The organism is Allohoeflea poritis (assembly GCF_027889715.1).
Classification (GTDB): domain Bacteria; phylum Pseudomonadota; class Alphaproteobacteria; order Rhizobiales; family Rhizobiaceae; genus Hoeflea_A; species Hoeflea_A poritis.
The window spans coordinates 231,794-254,504 of sequence record NZ_JAPJZH010000003.1 but is presented as its reverse complement, the minus strand read 5'-3'; the positions used below and the strand labels follow the sequence as shown (position 1 = coordinate 254,504).

The 22,711-nt window shown below is 61.1% G+C and carries 21 protein-coding genes; 17 read left to right on the top strand and 4 right to left on the bottom strand.

Annotation, left to right across the window (positions count from 1 at the left end):
• The first annotated feature begins 16 nt into the window (after nucleotides 1-16).
• Nucleotides 17-868 carry an amidohydrolase family protein gene (locus OOZ53_RS06545; RefSeq protein ID WP_271088556.1) on the top strand — a complete coding sequence of 284 codons (852 nt, stop codon included), beginning with the start codon at nucleotides 17-19 and terminating at the stop codon, nucleotides 866-868.
• A 33-nt stretch (nucleotides 869-901) separates the two neighbouring features.
• On the opposite strand, the gene OOZ53_RS06540 is transcribed toward OOZ53_RS06545, so the two are convergent.
• Nucleotides 902-1,579 carry a TetR/AcrR family transcriptional regulator gene (locus OOZ53_RS06540; RefSeq protein ID WP_425499115.1) on the bottom strand — a complete coding sequence of 226 codons (678 nt, stop codon included), beginning with the start codon at nucleotides 1,577-1,579 and terminating at the stop codon, nucleotides 902-904.
• A gap of 316 nt (nucleotides 1,580-1,895) precedes the next feature.
• Here OOZ53_RS06540 and OOZ53_RS06535 point away from each other — a divergent pair, with 316 nt between their 5' ends.
• The 8 genes from OOZ53_RS06535 to OOZ53_RS06500 all read left to right on the top strand — a co-directional run bounded on the left by OOZ53_RS06535 (nucleotide 1,896) and on the right by OOZ53_RS06500 (nucleotide 11,362).
• Complete coding sequence (locus OOZ53_RS06535) at nucleotides 1,896-3,005, top strand: sugar ABC transporter substrate-binding protein (protein ID WP_271088555.1); 1,110 nt, start codon at nucleotides 1,896-1,898, stop codon at nucleotides 3,003-3,005.
• A 120-nt stretch (nucleotides 3,006-3,125) separates the two neighbouring features.
• The gene (locus tag OOZ53_RS06530) at nucleotides 3,126-4,169 is read left to right on the top strand and encodes an ABC transporter permease (RefSeq protein WP_271088554.1); all 1,044 of its coding nucleotides are present in this window, start codon (nucleotides 3,126-3,128) and stop codon (nucleotides 4,167-4,169) included.
• Nucleotides 4,170-4,179: 10 nt separating this feature from the next.
• Nucleotides 4,180-5,685: a sugar ABC transporter ATP-binding protein gene (locus OOZ53_RS06525; protein WP_271088553.1), complete on the top strand. Its 1,506-nt coding sequence runs from the start codon at nucleotides 4,180-4,182 to the stop codon at nucleotides 5,683-5,685.
• Nucleotides 5,686-5,694: 9 nt separating this feature from the next.
• Nucleotides 5,695-6,639, top strand: a complete 945-nt coding sequence (locus OOZ53_RS06520) for an ABC transporter permease (protein WP_271088552.1) — start codon at nucleotides 5,695-5,697, stop codon at nucleotides 6,637-6,639.
• Nucleotides 6,640-6,644: 5 nt separating this feature from the next.
• Nucleotides 6,645-7,664 carry a zinc-dependent alcohol dehydrogenase gene (locus OOZ53_RS06515; RefSeq protein WP_271088753.1) on the top strand — a complete coding sequence of 340 codons (1,020 nt, stop codon included), beginning with the start codon at nucleotides 6,645-6,647 and terminating at the stop codon, nucleotides 7,662-7,664.
• Between the two features lie 18 nt (nucleotides 7,665-7,682).
• A complete protein-coding gene (locus OOZ53_RS06510) occupies nucleotides 7,683-8,240 on the top strand; it encodes a hypothetical protein (protein WP_271088551.1) in 558 nt (185 codons plus the stop codon).
• A gap of 18 nt (nucleotides 8,241-8,258) precedes the next feature.
• Nucleotides 8,259-9,761, top strand: coding sequence for an aldehyde dehydrogenase family protein (locus OOZ53_RS06505; protein ID WP_271088549.1), 1,503 nt, complete (start codon nucleotides 8,259-8,261; stop codon nucleotides 9,759-9,761).
• A complete protein-coding gene (locus OOZ53_RS06500) occupies nucleotides 9,749-11,362 on the top strand; it encodes a GMC family oxidoreductase (RefSeq protein WP_271088547.1) in 1,614 nt (537 codons plus the stop codon). The genes OOZ53_RS06505 and OOZ53_RS06500 overlap by 13 nt, the downstream gene beginning before the upstream one ends.
• A 360-nt stretch (nucleotides 11,363-11,722) precedes the next feature.
• Here OOZ53_RS06500 and OOZ53_RS06495 read toward each other — a convergent pair whose 3' ends face one another.
• Nucleotides 11,723-12,541, bottom strand: a complete 819-nt coding sequence (locus tag OOZ53_RS06495) for an aldo/keto reductase (protein WP_271088546.1) — start codon at nucleotides 12,539-12,541, stop codon at nucleotides 11,723-11,725.
• A gap of 227 nt (nucleotides 12,542-12,768) precedes the next feature.
• Here OOZ53_RS06495 and OOZ53_RS06490 point away from each other — a divergent pair, with 227 nt between their 5' ends.
• From OOZ53_RS06490 to OOZ53_RS06475, 4 genes are read left to right on the top strand one after another with little or no spacing between them, the layout of a single operon-like run.
• The gene (locus OOZ53_RS06490) at nucleotides 12,769-14,376 is read left to right on the top strand and encodes an acyl CoA:acetate/3-ketoacid CoA transferase (RefSeq protein ID WP_271088545.1); all 1,608 of its coding nucleotides are present in this window, start codon (nucleotides 12,769-12,771) and stop codon (nucleotides 14,374-14,376) included.
• A complete protein-coding gene (locus OOZ53_RS06485) occupies nucleotides 14,355-15,131 on the top strand; it encodes an enoyl-CoA hydratase/isomerase family protein (protein WP_271088544.1) in 777 nt (258 codons plus the stop codon). Before OOZ53_RS06490 ends, OOZ53_RS06485 begins: the two co-directional genes overlap by 22 nt.
• Nucleotides 15,132-15,184: 53 nt before the next feature.
• Nucleotides 15,185-15,496, top strand: a complete 312-nt coding sequence (locus OOZ53_RS06480; protein ID WP_271088543.1) for a Dabb family protein — start codon at nucleotides 15,185-15,187, stop codon at nucleotides 15,494-15,496.
• A 5-nt stretch (nucleotides 15,497-15,501) separates the two neighbouring features.
• On the top strand, nucleotides 15,502-16,764 hold the full coding sequence (locus OOZ53_RS06475; protein WP_271088542.1) for a glycerate kinase type-2 family protein: 1,263 nt from the start codon (nucleotides 15,502-15,504) through the stop codon (nucleotides 16,762-16,764).
• Between the two features lie 280 nt (nucleotides 16,765-17,044).
• On the opposite strand, the gene OOZ53_RS06470 is transcribed toward OOZ53_RS06475, so the two are convergent.
• A complete protein-coding gene (locus tag OOZ53_RS06470; RefSeq protein ID WP_271088541.1) occupies nucleotides 17,045-17,533 on the bottom strand; it encodes a MaoC family dehydratase in 489 nt (162 codons plus the stop codon).
• A 1-nt stretch (nucleotide 17,534) separates the two neighbouring features.
• Nucleotides 17,535-18,557, bottom strand: coding sequence for an aldo/keto reductase (locus tag OOZ53_RS06465; RefSeq protein ID WP_271088540.1), 1,023 nt, complete (start codon nucleotides 18,555-18,557; stop codon nucleotides 17,535-17,537).
• 191 nt (nucleotides 18,558-18,748) lie between these two features.
• On the opposite strand from OOZ53_RS06465, the gene OOZ53_RS06460 reads away from it, so the two are divergent.
• Genes OOZ53_RS06460 through OOZ53_RS06445 form a run of 4 tightly spaced genes read left to right on the top strand, consistent with a single transcriptional unit; the run spans nucleotide 18,749 to nucleotide 22,705 of the window.
• Entirely contained in the window at nucleotides 18,749-19,894 is a 1,146-nt protein-coding gene (locus tag OOZ53_RS06460; protein ID WP_271088539.1) for an acyl-CoA dehydrogenase family protein, read from the top strand.
• Nucleotides 19,894-20,670, top strand: coding sequence for a 3-ketoacyl-ACP reductase (locus OOZ53_RS06455; RefSeq protein ID WP_271088537.1), 777 nt, complete (start codon nucleotides 19,894-19,896; stop codon nucleotides 20,668-20,670). Before OOZ53_RS06460 ends, OOZ53_RS06455 begins: the two co-directional genes overlap by 1 nt.
• 8 nt (nucleotides 20,671-20,678) lie before the next feature.
• On the top strand, nucleotides 20,679-21,830 hold the full coding sequence (locus OOZ53_RS06450) for a dihydrodipicolinate synthase family protein (RefSeq protein ID WP_271088535.1): 1,152 nt from the start codon (nucleotides 20,679-20,681) through the stop codon (nucleotides 21,828-21,830).
• A 14-nt stretch (nucleotides 21,831-21,844) separates the two neighbouring features.
• Nucleotides 21,845-22,705 (top strand): sugar phosphate isomerase/epimerase family protein, encoded by an 861-nt coding sequence (locus OOZ53_RS06445; RefSeq protein ID WP_425499117.1) that lies wholly within the window; start codon nucleotides 21,845-21,847, stop codon nucleotides 22,703-22,705.
• Nucleotides 22,706-22,711: the final 6 nt, after the last annotated feature.

Genomic DNA, 22,711 nt, shown 5'->3' with positions numbered 1-22,711 from the left:
CCACAGGGAGGATGTCATGATACCGCTTATCGATACCCATCAGCATCTCGTTTATCCGGACGTGGCCGGCTACGGCTGGACGGCGGGCATTCCTGTTCTTGCGGACAAGGCGTTTACGCTGGAAACCTATCAGGAACTCGCCGATCAACGCAGTGTGGCGGCGACCATCTTCATGGAAACGGGTGTCGATGACGCGGACTACAAGGCCGAAGCCCGGTTTGCCGCCGAACTGGCAGGCCGGCCGTCGAGCCGTATCATCGGTCTGATCGCGTCATGCCGGCCGGAAAGCGACGAGGGTTACGAGGCTTGGCTCGACGAGTGTGCGGGCCTGAACGTCGTCGGCTTTCGCCGCATCCTCCATGTCATGCCCGACGATCTGTCGCAGTCGGAAACCTTCCGCCGCAATATCCGGGAGATCGGCAGGAGGGGGCTTGTCTTTGACATGTGTTTCCTGGCGGCCCAACTGCCGATCGCACTCGAACTGGCAAAGGCGTGCGACAATACGAGCCTCGTCCTCGACCATTGCGGCGTGCCCGATATCGCCGGCGGCGGCCTCGACCCGTGGCGGGCGCATATTGGCGAACTTGCCGCGCTGCCGAACGTGACCTGCAAGCTTTCCGGTGTGCTTGCCTATTGTGCCGCCGGTGAGGCCTCGCTCGATGCGATCAGGCCCTATGTCGATCATGTCATCGAGACCTTCGGGCCGGGGCGGATCGTTTGGGGCAGCGACTGGCCGGTCGTCGACATGGCCAACGGCCTGCCGGACTGGCTTGCCGCGACGCGGACAATCCTCGAGGGCCTCTCCGAAGACGAGGCGGCGCAGATTGCGCAGGAAAACACCAAGCGGGTCTACAAGGTCAGCGTGTAGGGCAGCGGGGCAGACGCCGGAAATCCGTGCGTCTTAGACGCAGACCATCCGCATCACGGTTTCGATGTTGAATTCCAGGCGCTCGTCGAGCTTGCCTTGGTCCATGAAATCGCGTTCGAACAGGATCGATCCCGTGAACCGGTTGGTCAGGTAATAATAGCTGATCGCCGCGATGGTGATGTTGAGTTGGACCGGATCGATTCCCTTGCGGAAGTCGCCGGCTTCCTCACCGCGCTTGAGAAGATCGCCGACCATTCCGACGAAACGGCGGCTGACATCCTTCAGCACGGTCGAGCGTTTCAGGTGCCGTGCCTTGTGCAGGTTCTCGCTGTTGACCAGCGTCAGGAACTCCGGATTTTTCAGATAGTAGTTCCAGGTGAATGTCACCAGCGCCTTGAGCGCTTCGGGGGGCGCGAGGTGATCCAATTCAAGCTTCTGCTCGGCCGTCCTGATATCCAGATAGGCATCTTCCAGAACCCGCTGAAACAGGCTCTCCTTGCTGTCGAAATAGTGGTAGATCATGCGCTTGTTGGCCTTGGCCCGCTCGGCAATGACATCCACTCTGGCACCGCCAAGACCGTTTTTGGCGAATTCCTTCCGCGCCGCCGAAAGGATACGCTTTTGCGTGGCGTCCGCGTCGCGAATGCGCTTTGGTTTGGTAGTTGACGCCATCATGTCCCGCTTTGCTGATTGAAACGCTTGTGCCCTCATCTCGCTCTACCACCCACCGGCACCTCCACGTGTATCCCCATCAAATTCAATCGCAATCGATTCTGTCAAGACGTTTGTGCCCCAAAGTCCACCAGAAATAACCCGTTAGTTCCAGAACCCGTCTATGGCACCCGCAAGCCGGCCACGGTCAATGCCGCACGTGTCGCGCCACTGTCGCAAGGGTGTTGACACATGTCAAATAACGAAGTAACTAGTTAGTGCGTTAATGCGAAAAGGCCAGACGTGGAAATCATGATTTTTCCGACGCGTGCAGCCTGAATATTCCTCGCATTGATCAATTCCATGGGAGAGAGAAATGTCGTTCATCAAGAAATTCATCGAGCAGGAGAAGATTTCCAGGCGGAATCTGCTGCTGGCATCAGCCTACGGAATCTCCGGTGCCGCGGCGATGCGCATGTTCGGTCCGTCGCCCGTACAGGCCGCGACCTATGCCGATCCGACGATCGCCTGGTCGTACCGCAACCGCACCAATCCGTACTGGAACGAGATCGTTTCCGGCGGCGAGGCCTTTGTCGAAAGCCTCGGCAAGCCCAAGGATTCGCTCACCCACCTGATCAACGAGGGGTCTTCCGAAAAGTCGCTTGCCGACGTCAAGGCGCTGCTGGCCAAGACCAATGGCGAACTGGCGCTGGCCATCGATACCAATGACGCGCCGAACTGCCGTCCGGTCGTTGAAGCCTGTGCCGGCGCCGGTGCCTATGTCTCGACTTTGTGGAACAAGACCGACGACCTGCATCCGTGGGATTTCGGTGACAACTATGTCAGCCACATGACCTGGTCGGACGAAAAGCCGGCCGAGCAGACCGCGCGCATCTTGCTGGAAGCCATTGGCGGCAAGGGCGGCGTGGTGCATCTCGGCGGCATCGCATCGAACAACCCCGCCATCGAGCGTCTGCAGGGCCTGAAGAACGCCCTTAAAGACTATCCTGATGTCGAGTTGCTGGACGCGCAGCCGGCGGATTGGGACACCCAGAAGGCCAACCAGATCATGTCATCCTTCATCACCCGTTACGGCGATGAGATCACCGGCGTGCACTGTGCGAACGACACCATCGGTTACGGCGTTCTGGAAGCGCTGCGGGCCGAAGGCATGTCCGTGCCGATCGTGACCTATGACGGCAATCCGCAGGCGGTCGAACTCGTTGCCAAGGGCGACATCCTGGCAACGGTCTTCACCAACCCGCATTGGGGCGGCGGCGTGACCGCAGCGCTCGCCTATCACGCGGCAACCGGGGCGTTCAAGCCGTCGGAAGAGCCGAATGAGCATCGCGAGTTCTACGGTCCCACGATCATGATCACGCCCGAGGATGCCGTGGAATTCAAGGCAGCCTATCTCGACAACGTGCCGACCTATGACTGGAAGGATTTCTGGGGTCCGTCAAACGGCCAGATCCTCTACAAGTAAAGACGCCTCTGCGTGGCCGGACGATCCGGCCACGCAGACCTTGCGGCTACCGGCAACTTCCACATTCCGAACTGCGCATTGCTCTAGCTGCCGGCGACAAAGGGCATGGAGGCTCGTACCATGACGGACATCACGGCTCAAAGTGCACCGGGCGCCCGTTTCCTGACCCGGGAACGGATAATCAAGTGGACGCCGCTTCTGGTGCTGGTCTTTCTGGTGTTGCTGTTCCCGTTCTTCGAATGGCTCGAGGATTTCGGCGCGGGCAAGGAGCACATGTACCTGGCAGACAGCCGCTTCTTTTCGATCCGCAACGCCGCGCGGATTTTCATTGCCGCGACACCCGCGCTGATGGTCGCCATCGGCGTGACGTTCATCATCATCATGGGCTCCATCGATCTGTCGATGGAAGGCACGGTATCGGTTTGCGCGGTGATTTTTGCCTTTGCCTTCATCGGGTGGGGCGGCACGCTGGCCAGTTGGGCGTGGCTGGCCATCCCGGTGGCGCTGCTGGTCGGCGCCGCACTCGGGTTTATCAACGGTCTGGTCCATGTTCGCCTGAAGATACCGAGTTTCATGGCTTCTCTGGCGATGGGCTTTGTCGGCACCGGTCTGGCGCTGCTGCTGACGGGCGGAGATCGTATAAGGGTCGAGGATGAGCTGTTCCGCTCATTGCTGACCGTCCGCTGGTTCAACTTCCCGATCATGGTCTATGTCGCGGCTGTCATGCTGCTGATTGCGTGGTTCATTCAGTCGCGCACGACGCTTGGCCGGAACTTCTATGCCGTTGGAGGCGGGGAAGAACTCGCCCATGCCAGCGGCCTGAACGTCAACCGTGTCCGCATCATGGGCTTCACACTGGCCGGCGTCTTCTTTGCGGTGGGCGCACTCCTGGCAGTGGGCCGCATCGGCATCGCCGAAACGGCGACCGGCAACAATTTCATGTTCGTGTCGATCACCTCGGTGGTGGTCGGCGGCACCGCTCTGTGGGGCGGCATCGGCGGCGTGTGGAACACGCTGGTCGGAGTGCTGATCGTCAATGTCATCAACAACGGCATGGTGGTGATCGGCCTGCCCAACTTCCTGCAGGACGGGGTGCTGGGCATTCTCGTGATCCTCGCGGTGGTGCTTTCGACCGACCGCAAGTCCGTCAGTTTCGTGAAATAGGGGCGGGCGCATGTATGAGCTGAGACAGGTCGACAAGCATTTCCCCGGCGTGCATGCGCTGAAAGCCGTCGACTTCAAGGTCAACAGGCACGAGATCGTTGGCCTCGTCGGCGAGAACGGCGCCGGCAAGTCGACCCTGATGAAGGTCATTTATGGCGCCTATCAGCCCGATGGCGGCGACGTGCTGATCGACGGCACGGTTGTGCGCTTTCAAAATCCGCGCATGGCGATGGATCACGGCATCGGCATGGTGTTCCAGGAGCAGTCTCTGATTTTGAACCTGACCGTGATGGAAAACATCTTTCTCGGATATGAGCAGCAATTCGTCAAACTCGGCGTCATTGACTGGAAGGCGATGTCCGAGGCGGCGAGAAGACAGCTCGCCAAGGTAAAGCTGGACATCGACCCGGCGATGACGACATCGGACCTCTCCTTCGCCCAGCGCCAGCTCGTCGAACTTGCAAAGGTATTGACGCTTGAAGAGCGCATCGACGGCGACCTGGTGATCCTGCTCGACGAGCCGACCTCGGTGCTCGCGCAGGAAGAAGTGGAGCTGCTTTTCAGTCTCGTCCGCGACCTGACGAAACGCGCAAGTTTCATCTTCGTCAGCCACCGCATGGAAGAAGTGCTGGAACTCAGCGACCGCATCTATGTGATGAAGGACGGCGCGGTGGTGGATGTCGTCGCCCATGACGGTGCGGACAAGGATGCGATCCAGCACAAGATGGTGGGACGCGACGTCGACAAGGAATATTACCGTGAGCAGAAACAGAAACCTTACGACGAAGACAAGGTGCTGGTCCGGTTTGACGGCGTCAGCAGCGGCAACCGCTACACCGACATTTCCTTCGCACTGCACCCGGGTGAAGTTCTGTGCCTTGTCGGCACCGAAGGATCGGGCCGCGAGGCCATCTTGCGCACGATTTTCGGGCTGGAGACGCCGACAAAAGGACAGGTGACGATCAAGGGCGAAACGATCAGCCGCTTTACCGCGCAAAACGGCGTCAAGCTTGGCGTTGGCTACACCCCGCGCGAACGCAAGATCGAAGGCATCGTCGCGGGCATGAATGTCTACGAGAACATGACTCTGAGCCAGATGGGCAACTATGCCAGTGCCGGTGTTCTCAAGGTTAATGAGGAAAAGAGCCTCGCCCGCACCTGGATCGAGCGGCTGGGGATCAAGACGCCAGACGTCTACAAGGATTGCGGCGGTCTATCGGGCGGCAATCAGCAGAAAGTCGTTCTGGCGAAATGGCGATCCGCCGGAGCGGACATCATGCTGCTCGATCACCCGACGCGCGGTCTCGATATCGGCGCCAAGGAAGATGTCTACGAGATGATCCGGGAGATGTGCGCTGCAGGGGTCGGCGTCGTGCTTGTCGCCGACACGCTGGAGGAGGCGATCGGACTGTCCCACACGATCATCGTTCTCAAGGACGGTGCTTTCCAGAAACGCTTCGACGGAAAACCCGGCTCCAAGCCGTCGCTCTATGACCTAGTCCACCACATGATCTGAGGCCGCCCAATGTCCTTCGAACGCATCAAGCCGCACTTTCCCTGGATAACGCTGGTCGTGCTGATCCTGATCGTCGGCATTGCCAATCCGAGTTTCTTCGACCCGGCCGGGCTGCTGACACTGGTGAGCGACGTCGTACCCCTTTTCATCATGGCGCTCGGCATGACGTTCGCCATCTATATTGGCGGGATCGATCTGTCCGTGCAGCAGCTTGCCAATCTGGTGACGGTGATTGCCACGGTCTACCTGGCGGAATTCGGCATTGCCGTTGCCGTGATCGCCATCGTGGCGGGATTTGCCATCGGCGTGATTTCCGGCTTCGTGACAACACGGCTTTACGTGCCGAGCTTCGTGTCGACGCTTGCAATGGGTTTCGTGGCGCTTTCGGCCGCAAAATTCCTGTCCGGGCAGCGGGCGCTCTATATGGATGCCGAATTGCGCGATGCCAGCTTCGGCTGGATGTTCGGCAACACGGCGGGCATTCCCCATGAGCTGGCGATTGCCGTCGTCCTTCTGGTCGTCGCCTGGTTCCTGCAGACCCGCACGACCTTTGGCCGTGCCCTGAAAGCGGTCGGATCCGGCGAGTTGGCGGCCATCGCATCGGGTCTCAATGTCGACCGGGTGAAGATCCTGGCCTTTGCGATCTCGGGCGTTTTTGCGGCGATCGCCGGGCTGCTTTTTTCAGTGAAACTGTCTGGCGGCGACGCCAACCTTGCCAATGGATTCCTGCTGCTGGCGATCGTTGCCGTTCTGGTGGGCGGCACGCCGTTGACCGGTGGCGTCGGCGGCGTTGTCAACACGGCCATCGGCACGCTGATCGTGATGGTGATCCGCTCGGCAATGGTCTATCTGGAAATCGACGCGACGCAGCAGCAGATGGTGTTCGGCATCGTCCTGATTGCCGCCATTGCCCTGACCATCGACCGGTCCAAATTGCGCGGAGTGGTCAAGTGAGCACCATGCAGGCCGCTTATTTGGTTGAACCCGGACGATTTGATCTGCGCGAGGTGCCGGTGCCTGAACCGGGCCCGAACGAAGCGCTGATCAAGATTGCGCGGACCGGCATCTGCGGAACCGACATGCATATTTTCCACGGCGCCTATTCGGCGGACAAGCTGCCGTTGATCCCCGGGCACGAATTTACCGGTACCATCGCCAAACTCGGCGATGACGTTGCCGGTCTCGAGGAGGGGCAGCCGGTGGTCGTCGACATGAACATCGGCTGCGGACGCTGCTACTGGTGCCGGCGCAACGAAGTTCTCAACTGTCCCGAGATGCAGCAGATGGGCATTACCATTGACGGTGCCTTCGCCGAATATATCTGCGTGCCCGCGCGGCTGGTGATCCCGGCATCGGGTCAGATCCCGCCGGCTGTCCTGGCGCTCACCGAACCGCTCGCCTGCGTTGTGCGTGCCGCCCGCAAGGCGCAGGTGACATTCGGGCAATCCGTTGTGATCATCGGTGCCGGACCCATCGGCAATCTGCATGTCCAGCTGATGCGCACGATCGGCGCGGCGCCGATCATCGTTTCGGATGTTTCACAAGAGCGCGTTCAGACGGCGCTCGATGCGGGCGCGGATTTCGGCGTCAGCGATCCCGATGAATTGAAGGACACCGTCATGCGGGCGACCGACGGGCGTGGTGCGGACATTGTGATTGAGAGCGTCGGACATCCGGCGCTCTACAAGGAGGCGCAGGGGCTGGTCCGCAAAGGCGGGCATATTGCGGCGTTCGGCCTGACCGGTGCGGGCGAGACGCTGCCGCTCGACATTCTTCAGACGATCCTCGAGGAGAATTCGATCAAGGGGTCCGTCGCCGGCATGGGTCAGGACATGCATGACAGCCTGACGCTGCTTTCCCATGGCCGCATCCGGACTGATGCTTTCACCCGGGCGGAATACCAACTGGCAGAAATCCAGGTGGCTTTCGACAGCTTCGCCGACCGGCCACAGGACCTCAAGACCCAGATCGTGATGTAAACGAATGGAGTGACCGTGATGACCACTGAAGCCTATACTTCAAAGCCGGAAGGCATGATTCCCAACAGCCGCTTTCCGCTGCTCATTCACCGGGGCGGCATACCAGGCGGCGGGGCTGATGCCATCAAGGCCAGGTTCCGCAAAAACGGCTGGGGCAACAACTGGGAATATCCGGGTATCTATGAATATCCGCATTTTCACTCGACCTCGCACGAATGCCTTGGGTGTGCTTCAGGATGGATGGAGTTCAACCTGTCTGTGGAAGGCTGGTCCCGGGTGCGCATCGACGCCGGCGATGTCATTGTCATGCCGGCCGGTGTCAGCCATGAGATGGTCGGGCACTCGGACGATATCCTCATGGTCGGCGGTTATGCCGGCGGGCGCGACTGGGACAACATTCAGGAGGCCTACCTGACGCCCGAACTGTTTTACCAGGCGGCCAAGCGGATCATGATGCTGCCTATCCCCGACAAGGATCCTGTCACGGGCGAAGCCATGCACCAATGGCACGATGCACCGTCCTCGGTGGATGGAGGCTGGAACGACTATCGCGACGGGTTGGACGTCAGCGGCTGATCAACGGAGCAACAGGCTATGGATAAACCCACGATAGATCTCTCCCTGCCAAAAACACCGCGCGAATTCGGTTTTTTTGTCGACGGCGGCTGGATCGGTGCGGGCGACCGCGACGTCTTTGAACGCAACTCGCCCGGTCATAACGTGCCGGTGAGCCGCATTCCCAAATGCACCGAGGCAGATCTGGACATGGCCGTTGCCTCGGCCCGGCGCGCCTTCGATGACCGGCGCTGGTCCGGTCTGTCCGGTGCCGACCGCGCCGCGGTCCTTCTGAAAACCGCGGAGGGCATCCGCACGCGCGCCGAAGAGATCGCCTATTGGGAAACGCTGGAAAACGGCAAGCCGATCAGCCAGGCGAGGGCGGAAGTCGGCGGCTGCATCGGCATGTTCGAATATGCCAGCGGGCTCGCCCGCGCCATCCACGGCGACAGTTTCAACAATCTCGGTGACGGCATGTTCGGCGTGGTCACACGCGAACCGGTCGGCGTTGTCGGCCTCATCACACCATGGAACTTTCCGTTCCTGATCCTTTGCGAGCGTGTGCCCTATATTCTTGCGGCGGGATGTACCATCGTTGCCAAGCCGTCCGAAGTAACCTCGGTAACCACCTTGATGCTGGCGGAAATTTTGCACGACGCCGGGCTTCCCGACGGGGTGATGAACGTCGTCACAGGATCCGGCAGCACCATCGGTCAGGGCCTGATCGAGCACGACCATGTGGACATGCTGTCCTTTACCGGCTCGACGGCGGTGGGCCGGCGCGTTGTCGAAGCGTCCGGGCGGACCAACTTCAAGAAGCTGGGCCTCGAACTGGGCGGCAAGAATCCGCAAATCGTTTTTGCCGATGCCGATCTCGAAGATGCTGCTGATGGTGTTGCCTTCGGTATCGGGTTCAATACCGGCCAGTGCTGCGTCTCGGGATCCCGTCTGATTGTCGAGCGATCGGTGGCCGACCAATTTGCCGACATGGTGGCCGAAAAGTTCAAGAAGGTCAGGGTGGGCGATCCGCTCGACGAGGCGACCCAGGTCGGCGCGATCACCACGGACGCACAGAACGCAACAATCATGGGCTATATCGAAAAGGGGCAGTCGGAAGGGGCAACCCTGCTGCACGGCGGCGAACAACTGGATTTCGGGCGCGGTCAGTACATTGCACCGACGCTGTTCGGCAATGTCACGCGCGATATGGCCATTGCCCGGGAAGAGATTTTCGGCCCGGTCCTGACGGTCATGCCCTTCGACACCGTGGAGCAGGCCATCGACATTGCCAACGACACCGAATACGGTCTTGCCGCCAGCGTCTGGACGAAAAACATCGACAAGGCGCTGACGGTGACGCGTCGGGTGCAGGCGGGCCGGTTCTGGGTGAACACGACACTGTCCGGCGGTCCGGAACTGCCGATCGGCGGTTTCAAACAGTCGGGCTGGGGCCGCGAGGCGGGTATCTATGGCGTCGAGGAATACACTCAGATCAAGTCCGTGCATATCGAGATCGGCAAGCGGTCTCCATGGGTAGAGTGATGGCGGCGTCCGCTTATGACTATGTGATCATCGGCGGCGGCTCCTCCGGCTGCGTTCTGGCCAATCGGCTCAGCGAAAATCCGGATGTGCGGGTGCTACTGCTCGAATCCGGTGGCAAGGACTGGCACCCGCTGATCCACATGCCGGTGGGCTTTGCCAAGATGACCACCGGGCCGCATACCTGGGGCCTCGTCACGGCACCGCAAAAACACGCCAACAACCGGGAGATTCCCTACGCGCAGGCGCGCGTCATCGGCGGCGGCAGCTCCATCAATGCCGAGGTGTTCACACGCGGCAACCCGGTCGACTATGACCGCTGGGCCAAGGAAGAGGGCTGCGACGGCTGGGCCTTCAAGGATATCCAGCAGTATTTTCTGCGTTCGGAAGGCAACACGATCCTGTCGGGCGACTGGCACGGCACCGATGGTCCGCTTGGTGTGTCGAACATTCCCGATCCGCAGGCCATGACGCGCGCCTTCGTGCAGGCCTGCCAGGAGAACGGGATTCCCTACAGCCATGACTTCAATGGTGAAACCCAGGCCGGATGCGGGGTCTACCAGACAACGACCAAAAACTATCGCCGCTGCTCCGCCGCCGTCGGCTATTTGAAACCGGTTCTTCATCGCAAGAACCTGACGGTCGAGACCGGCTGCACGGTGTTGCGGATTACCATCGAGTCCGGCCGCGCAACCGGGGTCGTCTATGCGAAGGGCAAGGAAAAGCAGACGGTCCGCGCCGAAAGCGAAGTGCTGGTGGCGGCCGGCGCGATCGGTTCCCCGAAGATCATGATGCTGTCGGGGGTAGGACCGGCCGCGCATCTGAAGGAACACGGGATCAAGGTCGAGCACGACCTGCCGGGCGTCGGCGAGAACCTCAATGACCATTTCGGGATCGACATCGTGGCCGAACTCAAGGGCCATGACAGTCTCGACAAGTACAACAAGCCGCACTGGGCACTTTGGGCGGGGATCGAATATGTGTTGTTCCGCAGCGGTCCGGTCACATCGAACGTGGTCGAAGGCGGCGCGTTCTGGTTTGCGGATGAAGCCAATGCTGTGCCGGATCTGCAGTTTCATTTTCTCGCCGGCGCGGGCGCCGAAGCCGGGGTGCCGAGCGTGCCCAAGGGCTCGTCCGGGATCACCCTGAATTCATACACGGTCAGACCGAAGAGCCGAGGGACCGTGCGGTTGCGCTCGTCCGATCCTGAGGCGCTGCCGATCGTCGATCCGAATTTCCTCGCCGAACCGGACGATCTGAAAACGAGCGTCGAAGGGGTGAAAATCAGCACGGAGATCTTCCAGCAACCGTCCCTGCGGAAATACATCAAGGCAATCCGCTATCCGGACGACGGCGTGAAAACCCAATCGGATTTCGAGGCCTATGCACGCCAATATGGACGCACCTCCTATCATCCGACCTGCACCTGCAAGATGGGCACGGACGAGATGGCGGTCGTGGATCCGCAACTGCGCGTTCACGGTCTCGATGGAATTCGGATTTGCGACAGTTCCGTCATGCCGAGCCTGATCGGCTCAAACACCAATGCGCCGACGATCATGATAGCCGAGAAGGCCAGCGACATGATTCGCGGCAACCAGTAGCGTGTCACCTCCCGACACAAACTCGGCGGCCTGGGCCGCCGTTTTTTTTGGCTAGAGCAATTCTGAGTTAGCTTGGATCATTTGACCGTGGCGATTTTGGTCACTGGCTAGGCGGATTGCGCGTCGTGGTGCCAACCCACCACAAGCGCGAGCCAACGACGCCAGGGGGCAAAATCGCCCGGCCCGATCATCTCTGAATTTCAACACGGTAGGCCTTACCAGGGTGGGGAAAATCGGCCCATCGGACGTCGTTGCGCCGCTTGCCCGATGCACCACATCGCGCTGCGCGACGCGCCTGGCCGACTGGACCGATTTTCCACCATCAAATGTTCCAAGCTAACTCAGAATTGCTCTAGGTGTTTAGTCCCATTTCGGTGCCCACGGCACCAGGCTTTCGTCGACAATGCGCATGCCGGTTTGCGTCAGCGCGTCGATGCGCGCCATGTCGACGCTCGAAAGCGAGAAGTCCATGACATCGAAATTTGAATGGATATTGTGCGGTTTGGTCGACATGGTGTTGATCGAGACGCCCTTTTGCAGGATCCACCGCAGGACGATCTGTCCGGGGGTCTTTCCATAGGCTTCGGCCAGTTCTTCGAAAAGCGGATATTTGAACACCTCGCCCCGCGCCACGGAGCAGTAGGACGACAGCGGAATGCCGGTTTCAACCGAAGCCGCATGCAGGATGTCCTGATTGAGCAGCGGATGAAACTCCACCTGGTTGGTCACCAGCGGCGCATCAATGATGTCTCGTGCCTCGCGCATCATCTGCGCCGTGTAGTTTGACACGCCGATATGGCGCGCAAGACCTTGTTTATGCGCTTCTTCAAGAAGTCGCAGCGATGGCGCGATATCGCCGCCGATGGGCGGCCAGTGCAGCAGCAGGACATCGACATAGTCGGTCTTGAGTTTATCCAGGCTTTCCCTGACGGAGGGGATGAACCGTTCCTCGGTGAAGTTGTCCGGGTGCACTTTCGTGGTGATGAAAAGCTCGCTTCTGGGGGTGCCGATTTCCTGGAGGGCCTCGCCGACATCCGCTTCGTTCTCATACATTTGTGCGGTGTCGATTGAACGGTATCCAGCCTCGATCGCGTGGGCAAGCGCCTGCTTCAGTTCCTCTCCCTGCAGGGGATAGGTGCCGAAGGAGCGCTGGTGGGTTCGTTGAAAATAAGCCGTCATTGTCCGTTCTTTCATAATAAACTAACCAGTTACTTAATTAATCGCATTTTTGGCGATTTTGCAAGTTTGCCGGCGATAGCGCTTTCTATGGCGCCGGAAATATTGAAAATTGCACCCGATCGCAACATTTTAGGCGTAATCCTGCCGTGGCGGCGCTTGAAATATAAGCCCAATTGGGCATATAATTAACGAACTAGTTACTTAATTAAGGGCAGCGGAGAACATCGATGTCTAAGGTGAGGAGAGCCTCGGAGGCGGCAAGGCAGATCAAGAGCGGAGCTGTCGTCGCGGTGAATGCATCGAGCGGCCTTTGCTGCCCGGACGCGGTGCTTGAAGCGGTCGGCCAAAGGTTTGATACGGAGTCGGCGCCGAGGGACCTCACCATGGTTCATCCCATCGCCGCCGGCGACATGTTCGGCACGCCGGGGATAGATCATCTTGCAAAGAAGGGGCTGATCACCACCATCCTGGGCGGCTCCTATCCGTCGGGTCCGTCTTCCGCCGAGCCGCCGCTGATCTGGCAGATGCTCGGCAACAATGAGGTCGCCGCCTACAATGTGCCGAGCGGCATAATCTTCGACATGTTGCGCGAAGCAGCCGGCAAGCGGCCGGGTGTGCTGACGAAAGTCGGCCTCGACACATTCGTCGATCCGGCGCATGAGGGCTGCGCCATGAATGAGGCGGCGAGCCATAAGCCCATCGTCAGGAAAGTGGAATTCGAGGGCGAGGAGTGGCTTTATTTTCCGGCGCTCGCACCGGATGTGGCGATCATTCGCGCAAGCACCGCCGATGAACGCGGCAATCTGACCTTCGAGCATGAGGGGGCCTATCTGGGCGCCATGGAGCTGGCGCTGGCCGCGCACAACAGCGGCGGGCTGGTGATCGCCCAGGTCAAGCGCGTTGCCAAATCCGGCACCTTGAAGCCGCACGACGTTCGCGTGCCGGGCATTCTGGTGGACACCGTCGTCGAGGCGCCGGATCAGTTGCAGACGACGGCGACGAGTTACGATCCGGCCATATCGGGCGAGCTCTTCCGGCCGCTGGACAGTTTCAAGACAGGCGAATTCAATGTCGCCAAGGTCATTGCGCGGCGGGTCGTTCAGGAATTGCGGTCCGGTTGGGCGGTGAATATCGGCTTCGGCATATCCGCCAATGTGCCGCGCATCCTGCTTGAGGAGGAAAAGCACGGCGAAATCACCTGGGTCATCGAGCAGGGCGCCGTCGGCGGCGTTCCGTTGCTCGATTTCAAGTTTGGCTGTTCCTCCAATGCCGAGGCATTCGTCTCCTCGCCGCATCAGTTCACTTACTTTCAGGCTGCCGGCTTCGACGCATCGCTTCTGTCGTTCCTGCAAATCGATCGCAACGGATCGGTCAATGTCTCAAAACTCTCCGCGCGGCCGCACGTCACCGCCGGTGCCGGTGGTTTCGTCGACATCACGGCGCGCGCACGCCGCATCGTCTTTTCCGGCTATTTCAATGCCGGTGCAAAGCTTGCCGTTTCGGAAGGCCGCCTCGTTATCGAGAAGGAAGGCAAGATCGCCAAGATCGTCGAAGAGGTGGAACAGATTTCGTTCTCCGGCCGGCGCGCCATGGAGCTCGGCCAGGACGTGACTTACGTCACCGAGCGTTGCGTGCTCAAACTGACGGAAGACGGGCTTGTCGTCACGGAAATCGCGCCCGGTATTGAGCTGGAGCGCGATGTGCTGGGGCAGGCGGCCATACCGCTGAAGGTTGCCTCGGACCTCAAAGTGATGGATGAAGCCCTGTTTTGTCCCGAGCCATTCGGGCTTGAGCTGAAACCCGGAGGCAGGGCATGGCAGATCGATCGTCACTGATAGATTATTCGAATAGCGGCGGCATCGCGCGCATTACCATCGACCGGGCAGACAAGCTCAATGCACTGGATGCCGGGATGGTCGCGGAGTTGCACCGCATCTGCCTCGAGATCGATTCCGACGCCTCGGTTCGGATCGCATTGCTTTCATCTGCGGGTGACCGCGCCTTCTCCGCCGGCGGCGACATCAAGGCGTGGGGCGATCTGACGCCCGAGGAATTCGCCCGGGACTGGTTGCGGCGCGGCCATGATGCCTTCAATATGCTGGCGCGCCTGCGCGTGCCGCTGATAGCCGTTCTTTGCGGCGACGTGCTGGGCGGCGGCCTGGAGCTTGCCGCGACGGCCGATCTGCGCATTGCCGAGAACCACATACGCTTCGGACAGCCGGAAGCCGGCATCGGCATCATACCCGGCTGGTCCGGCACCCAGCGCGCGGTCCGCCGTTTTGGGGCGGGGCCGGTGCGGCGCATGGCGCTCTTCGGTGAAATTCTGTCCGCCGAACAGGCCCTCGCCGCCGGCATTGTCGATCACCTTGCCGAAAAGGGCGCGGGGATGGCAAAGGCCGAGAGCATCGCGGCGACCGTCCTGTCGCGCGGTCCGGCCGCCACGACGGCCATCAAGATGCTGATCAATGCCGCCGAGGGCGAGGAACGCGAAAGCGCCCTCGAAACCCTTGCAGGGCTTGCGGTCAGCCAGTCGGGCGAGCCGGCAAAGGGCGTTGAAGCCTTCCGCAAGAAACAGAAGCCTGAATTCTGAGCCGCGGTGGCTGCTCGCCATCCAAAGCCCACACAAGATACCGGGGCCATGCCATGATCCGCCACTTCGTTTTGCTTCGATTCCGCGATGACGTCACCACCGAGCAGAAACAGGACATATTCGACGCGCTTGCCGGCCTGCAGGCTCACCTGGAAGGCGTGCGCGGCTTCCATGCCGGTGCCAATGTCTCCGTCGAGACTGATCTCATTCGCGGCTTCAGGGAAGCCTTCTGGTTCGATTTCGAGGACGCGAACGCGCGCGATGCCTATCTCGTGGACGAGAAACACCAGGCGGCCGGCGCGCGCATCGTCGAGCACACGGTTGGCGGCATTGACGGCGTGATCGTGGTTGATCTGGAGCTCTAGATCCAATGACCGAAGATCCGCGCACGCTTCTCACCGCACTGTTCGACGCGGCCATTGCGGCTGCCGATCCGGAAGCAACGATCCGTTCTCATCTGCCTGAGAAACCCAGGGGCCGTACGGTGATCGTTGGTGCCGGCAAGGGTGTCGCGCAGTTGGCAAGAGCGCTGGAAAAGAGCTGGGGCGGACCGCTGGACGGTGTTGTCGTCACCCGCTACGGTTTTGGCGCGGCCTGCGAGACGGTTGAGGTGCTCGAAGCGGATCACCCGGTGCCCGATGCCAATGGGCTTGCCGGTTCGAAGCGCCTTCTGGACGCGGTCGGTAATCTGACCCGGGATGATCTGGTGATTGCGCTGATCTGCGGGGGTGCATCCGCTTTGCTGCCCTGTCCCGCGCCCGGGCTGACCCTTGAAGACGAGATCGCCGTCAATCGGGCCCTGCTGGCTTCCGGCGCGCCGATCTCGGCGATGAATGCGATCCGCAAGCAGATATCGGGCATCAAGGGCGGCAGGCTCGCGGCAGCAGCGCACCCGGCCAGGGTCGTCAGCCTCATCGTGTCGGATATTCCCGGCGACAATCCGGCGGATGTCGGGTCCGGCCCGACGGTCGCCGATGCGACCACCGCTGCGGATGCTCTTACCGCGATTGAGCGCTACGCCATCGATCTGCCAGCCAATGTCCTGGCTCACATCGAAAACGCCGCATCGCCCGCGCCGCAGCCGGACGACCGGCGCCTTGCCGGGCACGAACAAGCGGTCATCGCTTCTGCGGGCGTTTCTCTGGAGGCCGCCGCGGAGAAGGCGAAATCATTAGGACTGAGTGCCGCCATCCTTTCGGATGCCATCGAGGGCGAGGCGCGGGAATCGGCGCATATGCATGCGGCGATCGCGCGCGAGATTGCCCGGCGCGACCGGCCATTTGCAAAACCTGTGGTGCTGCTCTCGGGCGGTGAGACGACGGTGACCCTGCGCGGCAAGGGCAAGGGCGGGCGCAACACGGAATTCCTGCTGTCCTTCGCCATGGATATTGACGGTTTCGACGGCATTCACGCGTTGGCCGCCGACACGGACGGCATTGACGGTTCGGAAGACAATGCCGGGGCGTTTGCCGATGGCGACAGTGTGACGGCCATGCGGGCGGCGGGCCTCGATCCGGCGGCGCTGCTTGCCGACAATGACGCCTGGTCTGCCTTCGCCGCCATCGATGCGCTCTTTGTGCCGGGTCCGACGGGAACCAACGTCAACGATTTCCGCGCTATTCTTGTGCGTTAGAGCAATTCTGATTTAGCTTGGAACATTTGATGGAGGAAAATCGGTTCACTCGGCCAGGCGCGTCACGCAGCGCGATGCGGTGCATCGGGCAAGCGGCGCAACAACGCCGATGGGCCGATTTTCCCCACCCTCGAAAGGATTGTCGTACTGAAAACCAGTAGTGAATGGGCCGGGCGATTTTGCCCCCTGGCGTCGTTGGCCCGCGCTTGTGGTGGGTTGGCACCACGGCACGCAATCCGCCTAGCCAGAGACCAAAATCGCCACGGTCAAATGAACCAAGCTAACTCAGAATTGCTCTAACTCCACGGTAAACCATCAACTGGTTGGTGCCGCTTTGCACGCTGTCGCCATTCTGGTTGGTGACATCGCAGGCAAGTTTGACGATGCCGCGCGCGGCATGCCGGGTCGGGCGTTTGCCGGCAATGGTCAAGGTGGCGCGGATCGTGTCGCCGATCAGGACCGGGCGCTTGAACGACCAGTCCCAGCCGAGCGATGCGATGGCGTTGAAACGCGCTGCGGCCTGGTTTTTGAGCCCGTCGACGAGCGACAGGACCAGCAACCCGTGGGCCACGCGGCCGTCGAAGCCGTGATGTCTGGCCCGGTCGTCCGACATGTGGATCTCGAAGCGGTCACCGGTCAAGTCGGCGAAACGATCGATATGATCGGCGGTCACCGTCAGTGAGTCGGTACTGAACCAGTCCCCGTCCCGAAGCTGTTCGTATTCATGGGTTCCGGCGGCAAGTTCGTGCTGCTGCGATTCCACCGGCATCTCAGCTTCCCGCCGGTGTCGGAGCATCCTCCCGCAAAAGGCTCTTCCGCTTCAGCTCGGCCCAGAATTCCGCCGGGATCGGATGGGTGAACCACGCCAGGTTTTTCTCCAGCTGTTCGACGGTGCGTGTGCCGGCCGCAAAGGACGGGACCGCCGGATGCGCCACGACAAACTGGATCGCCGCGGCGGGCAGGGGAACGTCGTGCTCGCGGCACACGGCCTCGATGCCCCTGACGCGCTCCATGATTTCAGCCGGCGCCGGTGCGTAATTGTACTTGGCGCCTTCGACGGCGCCCGTTGCCAGGATGCCGGAGTTGAAGCCCCCGCCGACGACGACGGCCGCGTTTCGTTCCTCGCAAAGCGGCAGGAACGCATTGAGCGAATCCTGCTCAAGCAGCGTGTAGCGCCCGGCCAGCAGGAAGCAGTCGAAATCCCGCTGCTTCAGGGCTTCATGACACACTTCCCATTCATTGACGCCGACGCCGATCGCCTTGACGACGCCTTCGTCGCGCAGTTGCGACAGGGCTTTCCAGGCGCCATCCATGGCCTGTTTGAACACTTCGGGCTGTTCGCTGCCCCGCGTGAAGACGTCGATGTCATGGATGAAGCAGATGTCCATGCGTTCCAGCGCCAGGCGCTGCAGTGAATCTTCGAAGGCGCGCATGGTGCCGTCATAGCTGTAATCGAAAATCATCTCGAAAGGTGCGGCGTCGACCCAGGGCGTGAAGTCGATATGGGCGCGCTTTTGCGGCTTGAGAATGCGCCCCACTTTCGAGGACAGCACGTAGTCATCGCGATGTTTCCAGCGCAGCGAATGGCCGCAGCGCAGTTCGGAAAGGCCGTGTCCGTACATGGGCGCGGTATCGTAATAGCGCACGCCCGCATCCCATGCCGTCTGGATCATCGCATCCGAGACGTCTTCGCCGATAGGGCGGAAGATATTGCCGATGGGCGCCGCGCCGAAAGCGAAGGGAGTGACATGCAGGTCAACCCTGCCGAATTTGCGTTTATCGCCGATATTCATGATTGCCTCACAAGTAACTAGTTAGTTATATAAGATACACGGGATTACGATTTCCGCAAGCCTCATCCGGGCAAATCGGTACTTATTCGTTGTGCCCGGCCGCGATGGCACGATGCATCGGTCGGCAATCTTGACGGCGATATTCCTAGTTGATATATAAGTAACTAGATAGTTACAAATATGGTAGACTCATGCATTTGACCGATACCCACCGGCAGGTTCGCGAGATGGCCCGGCAGTTTGCCGATGATGTCGTCCGCCCGGCTGCGGAGGCACTGGACCGCGACGAACGTTTTCCGTCTGAAATCTACGAGCAGATGGGCGAACTCGGCCTGTTCGGCATCGGCGTGCCGGAAGACCATGGCGGTCCCGGATTCGACACGCTGTGTTACGCGGTCGTCATGGAGGAATTGTCGCGCGGTTATGCATCCGTGGCTGACCAGTGCGGTCTGGTCGAGCTCATTTCGACCCTGCTTGTGCGTCACGGAACGGATACCCAGCGCCAGACCTGGTTGCAGCCGGTCATGGCCGCGACGAAGAAGGCCGCCTACTGCATTACCGAGCCGGAAGCCGGAACCGACGTGTCGGGCATCCGCACGACGGCGGAAAAAACAGACGATGGATGGATCCTCAACGGCGGCAAGATATGGATTCACAACGCGCCGGTTGCCGATGTCGGTTTTGTGCTGGCCCGCACCGACAAGGATGCTGGCCGGCGCGGTATGAGCATCTTCATCGTCGACCTGCACGCCGACGGTGTCGAGCGCGGCCCGAAGGAACACAAGATGGGTCAGCGCGCGAGCCAGGTCGGAGCGCTGAATTTCACCGACGTCAGGCTGTCCTCGGACGCATTGCTCGGCGAGGAGGGGCGCGGCTTCCACATGATGATGAGCGTTCTCGACAAGGGCAGGGTGGGCATCGCGGCTCTGGCGGTCGGCATCGGTCAGGCGGGCCTGGAGGCGGCACTCGATTATGCCCAGCAGCGCAAGCAGTTCGGTGTCCATATCGCCGAGTTCCAGGGCGTTCAGTGGATGCTCGCCGACATGGCCAAGGACATCGAGGCCGCGCGGCTGCTCGTGCACAGCGCGGCCACGGCCATCGATGAGGGCCGCGACGCGACAATGGCCTGTTCCATGGCGAAGTGTTTTGCCGGCGACATGGCGGTGACCCGTACCGCCGACGCGGTGCAGGTGTTCGGCGGCTCGGGATATATTCGCGGCTTCGAGGTCGAGCGGCTCTATCGCGATGCGAAGATCACGCAGATTTATGAAGGAACCAATCAAATCCAGCGTATGATCATCGCCCGTGAACTGATGAAGAACGGAGCACGCGCATAATGTCGGCAAAGCACGCAGCGCTGGTGACCGGCTCCAGCCGGGGGATTGGTCTGGGGATCGCACTCGAACTGGCGCGCAACGGTTTCGATATCGCGCTCAATGCGGAAATCGGCGGCGAGGAACTGGATGCCGCTGCCGATGCGGTTGCCGAAACCGGCGTTTCGGTGGCCAAGGTCGTGGGCGATGTGGCGGACCTGGCACAGCATGAGGCCATGCTTGATCAGGCAGAGGCCGCGATCGGGCCGCTGACAACGCTGATCAACAATGCCGGCGTTTCGGTGCTCAGTCGTGGCGATCTTCTGGAGGCAAGCGAGGAAAGCTATGACCGTTGCATGGCGGTCAACGCCAAGGCGATGTTCTTCCTGAGCCAGGCCTTCGCGAAAAGGCTTGTTGCGCGCAAGCGCGACGACGGCCGCTTCTACAGCCTGGTCAACGTGACCTCGTCCAATGCCGTCGCCGTTGCCGCGCCGCGCGCAGAATATTGCGCCTCCAAGGCTGCCGCGGCGATGATTTCGAAGACCTTCGCCGTGCGGTTAGGCGAGGAGAATATCGCTGTCTACGACGTCCAGCCCGGCCTTATCGAAACCGACATGACGCGCGGCGTGAAGGACACCTACCAGCGGCGCATCGACGAGGAGGGGCTGACCCTCCTGCCACGTCTCGGCCAGCCCGTGGAGATGGGGCGTATCGTCGCCACGCTTGCCGCCGGCAACCTTCCCTATACGACAGGCCAGGCGATCTCGGCCGATGCCGGCATGCTCGTTCAGCGATTTTGAGGATTTCCATGCACATTCGCCTTCCAGACGAAACCGGTCGGCTGTCCGACTACTCCATGAGTGGCAATGCCGTCGAGGGCAAACCGCTTGGTGCCAGTGCCTGCCGGATCATCTATTCGGCCGCGCATGTGGTCGCCGATCCGTTCGCGGACAGCGATCCCTCCGGGCAGGCCTCGGTCGATTGGGAGGCGACAATGGCCTTCCGCCGGCACTTGGCTTCGCTGGGTCTTGGCATCGCCGAGGCCATGGACACTGCGCAACGCGGCATGGGCCTCGACTGGCCGGGCGCGCTGGAACTGATCCGGCGCACGAAGGCCGAACTGCCGGATGCGCTGCTGGCGAGCGGGGCCGGGACCGACCATCTGGAGGCAGCCGACGCACGCGCGCTCGACGATGTCAGGCGGGCCTATCTCGAACAGGTCGAAGTCGTGCAGAAGGCGGGCAGCCGCATCATCCTGATGGCGAGCCGGGCGCTGGTCGCCGTCGCCTCCGGTCCGGATGATTACCGGACCACCTATCGCGACGTGCTGGCGCAATGCGATGAGCCGGTCATTCTGCACTGGCTCGGCGACATGTTCGATCCGGCCCTGGCGGGCTACTGGGGCGCGGGCAGCTTCGAGGAAACGCTGGAGACTTGTCTCGCGGTCATCTCCGAGAACAGTACGAAGGTCGACGGCATCAAGGTTTCGCTGCTCGACAAGGACAAGGAAATCATCATGCGCCGCCGCCTTCCGAACGGCGTGAAGATGTATACCGGCGACGATTTCAACTATCCCGAACTGATTGCAGGAGACAGCGAGGGCTATTCGCACGCGCTGCTCGGCGTCTTCGATCCCTTGGCCCGGCACGCAGCGCAGGCCGTCTCGCAGCTCGGTGAAGGCGATGTCGCTGCCTTCCGCGCAACGCTTGATCCGACGGTGCCGCTTGCCCGGCACATCTTCCGTGCGCCGACGCAATACTACAAGACGGGTGTCGTTTTCCTCGCATGGCTGAATGGCTTCCAGGACCATTTTGTCATGCTGGGCGGTGCCCAGTCGGCGCGCTCGCTGCCCTACTTCGTGGATTCGTTCAGGATGGCGGACCAGTGTGGTCTGTTCACCGATCCCGAGCTTGCGGTGCGGCGCATGGGCAAGCTGCTCGATCTGTACGGGGCTGCCTGATGGCCTCCTTTGAATTGCGGGATTTTTCATCGGACCATTCGATGCTGGCGCTCAACACCGCGACGCTCGGCCACAATGTCGAGGGTCACGGCGCCGGCTGGTCCCCGGAGCAGGTGATTGATGCCTGCGCGGAACGCGGTTACGGCGCCGTCACCTGGTGGCGCAGGGAGATCGGCGACCGCGCTGCGGAGATTGGCGAGCGCACCCGCGCCGCAGGTCTGGAAGTCTGGGGACTTTGCCGCTCGCCCTTCCTGACGGGGCCGCTCGCGCCGCCGGACCGCCAGTCCGTTCTGGACGATTTTCACGCCTCGATCGACATGGCCGCCGGGCTGGGCGCTGCCAGCCTGACCATCTGTGTCGGCGGTGTCGTCGAAGGCTCACACAGCATGCGAGAGAGCCTCAAACAGGTGACCTCCATTGTTGCAGAAGTCGCGCCGGTCGCTCAGGCGGCGAATGTTCGCCTCGCACTCGAGCCTCTCAACCCAGTCTATGGCGGCAATCGTTCCTGCCTGACGACCGTGCGCGATGCAGTGGATATGTGCGAGGCCATCGACCATCCGGCCGTCGCACTGGCCATCGACGTCTATCACGTGTGGTGGGACCTCTCGCTGGCTTCGGAACTGAAACGCGCCGGTGCCGAACGGATCGTCGGCTATCACCTCTGCGACTGGCTGGCGGACACGCAGGACGTTCTGCTCGATCGCGGCATGATGGGCGATGGCGTCGCCGATCTCAGACATGTCAGGGCCGCTGTTGAAGCAGCCGGCTATGACGGTTTTTGCGAGGTAGAGATTTTCTCAGCGCAAAATTGGTGGAAGCGCGATCCGGGCGAGGTACTGGATACCTGCATCGAACGGTTCCGGAACTGCTGCTGACGCTCT

What these genes read in the sequence shown, in the direction of transcription:
- OOZ53_RS06455 (WP_271088537.1), top strand. Translation starts at nt 19,894, where the DNA reads ATGTCGGCAAAGCACGCAGCGCTGGTGACCGGCTCCAGCCGGGGGATT.
- OOZ53_RS06460 (WP_271088539.1), top strand. Translation starts at nt 18,749, where the DNA reads ATGCATTTGACCGATACCCACCGGCAGGTTCGCGAGATGGCCCGGCAG.
- OOZ53_RS06510 (WP_271088551.1), top strand. Translation starts at nt 7,683, where the DNA reads ATGACCACTGAAGCCTATACTTCAAAGCCGGAAGGCATGATTCCCAAC.
- OOZ53_RS06480 (WP_271088543.1), top strand. Translation starts at nt 15,185, where the DNA reads ATGATCCGCCACTTCGTTTTGCTTCGATTCCGCGATGACGTCACCACC.
- OOZ53_RS06450 (WP_271088535.1), top strand. Translation starts at nt 20,679, where the DNA reads ATGCACATTCGCCTTCCAGACGAAACCGGTCGGCTGTCCGACTACTCC.
- OOZ53_RS06495 (WP_271088546.1), bottom strand. Translation starts at nt 12,541, where the DNA reads ATGACGGCTTATTTTCAACGAACCCACCAGCGCTCCTTCGGCACCTAT.
- OOZ53_RS06540 (WP_425499115.1), bottom strand. Translation starts at nt 1,579, where the DNA reads ATGAGGGCACAAGCGTTTCAATCAGCAAAGCGGGACATGATGGCGTCA.
- OOZ53_RS06470 (WP_271088541.1), bottom strand. Translation starts at nt 17,533, where the DNA reads ATGCCGGTGGAATCGCAGCAGCACGAACTTGCCGCCGGAACCCATGAA.
- OOZ53_RS06475 (WP_271088542.1), top strand. Translation starts at nt 15,502, where the DNA reads ATGACCGAAGATCCGCGCACGCTTCTCACCGCACTGTTCGACGCGGCC.
- OOZ53_RS06535 (WP_271088555.1), top strand. Translation starts at nt 1,896, where the DNA reads ATGTCGTTCATCAAGAAATTCATCGAGCAGGAGAAGATTTCCAGGCGG.
- OOZ53_RS06520 (WP_271088552.1), top strand. Translation starts at nt 5,695, where the DNA reads ATGTCCTTCGAACGCATCAAGCCGCACTTTCCCTGGATAACGCTGGTC.
- OOZ53_RS06485 (WP_271088544.1), top strand. Translation starts at nt 14,355, where the DNA reads ATGGCAGATCGATCGTCACTGATAGATTATTCGAATAGCGGCGGCATC.
- OOZ53_RS06545 (WP_271088556.1), top strand. Translation starts at nt 17, where the DNA reads ATGATACCGCTTATCGATACCCATCAGCATCTCGTTTATCCGGACGTG.
- OOZ53_RS06490 (WP_271088545.1), top strand. Translation starts at nt 12,769, where the DNA reads ATGTCTAAGGTGAGGAGAGCCTCGGAGGCGGCAAGGCAGATCAAGAGC.
- OOZ53_RS06515 (WP_271088753.1), top strand. Translation starts at nt 6,645, where the DNA reads ATGCAGGCCGCTTATTTGGTTGAACCCGGACGATTTGATCTGCGCGAG.
- OOZ53_RS06530 (WP_271088554.1), top strand. Translation starts at nt 3,126, where the DNA reads ATGACGGACATCACGGCTCAAAGTGCACCGGGCGCCCGTTTCCTGACC.
- OOZ53_RS06505 (WP_271088549.1), top strand. Translation starts at nt 8,259, where the DNA reads ATGGATAAACCCACGATAGATCTCTCCCTGCCAAAAACACCGCGCGAA.
- OOZ53_RS06465 (WP_271088540.1), bottom strand. Translation starts at nt 18,557, where the DNA reads ATGAATATCGGCGATAAACGCAAATTCGGCAGGGTTGACCTGCATGTC.
- OOZ53_RS06500 (WP_271088547.1), top strand. Translation starts at nt 9,749, where the DNA reads ATGGGTAGAGTGATGGCGGCGTCCGCTTATGACTATGTGATCATCGGC.
- OOZ53_RS06525 (WP_271088553.1), top strand. Translation starts at nt 4,180, where the DNA reads ATGTATGAGCTGAGACAGGTCGACAAGCATTTCCCCGGCGTGCATGCG.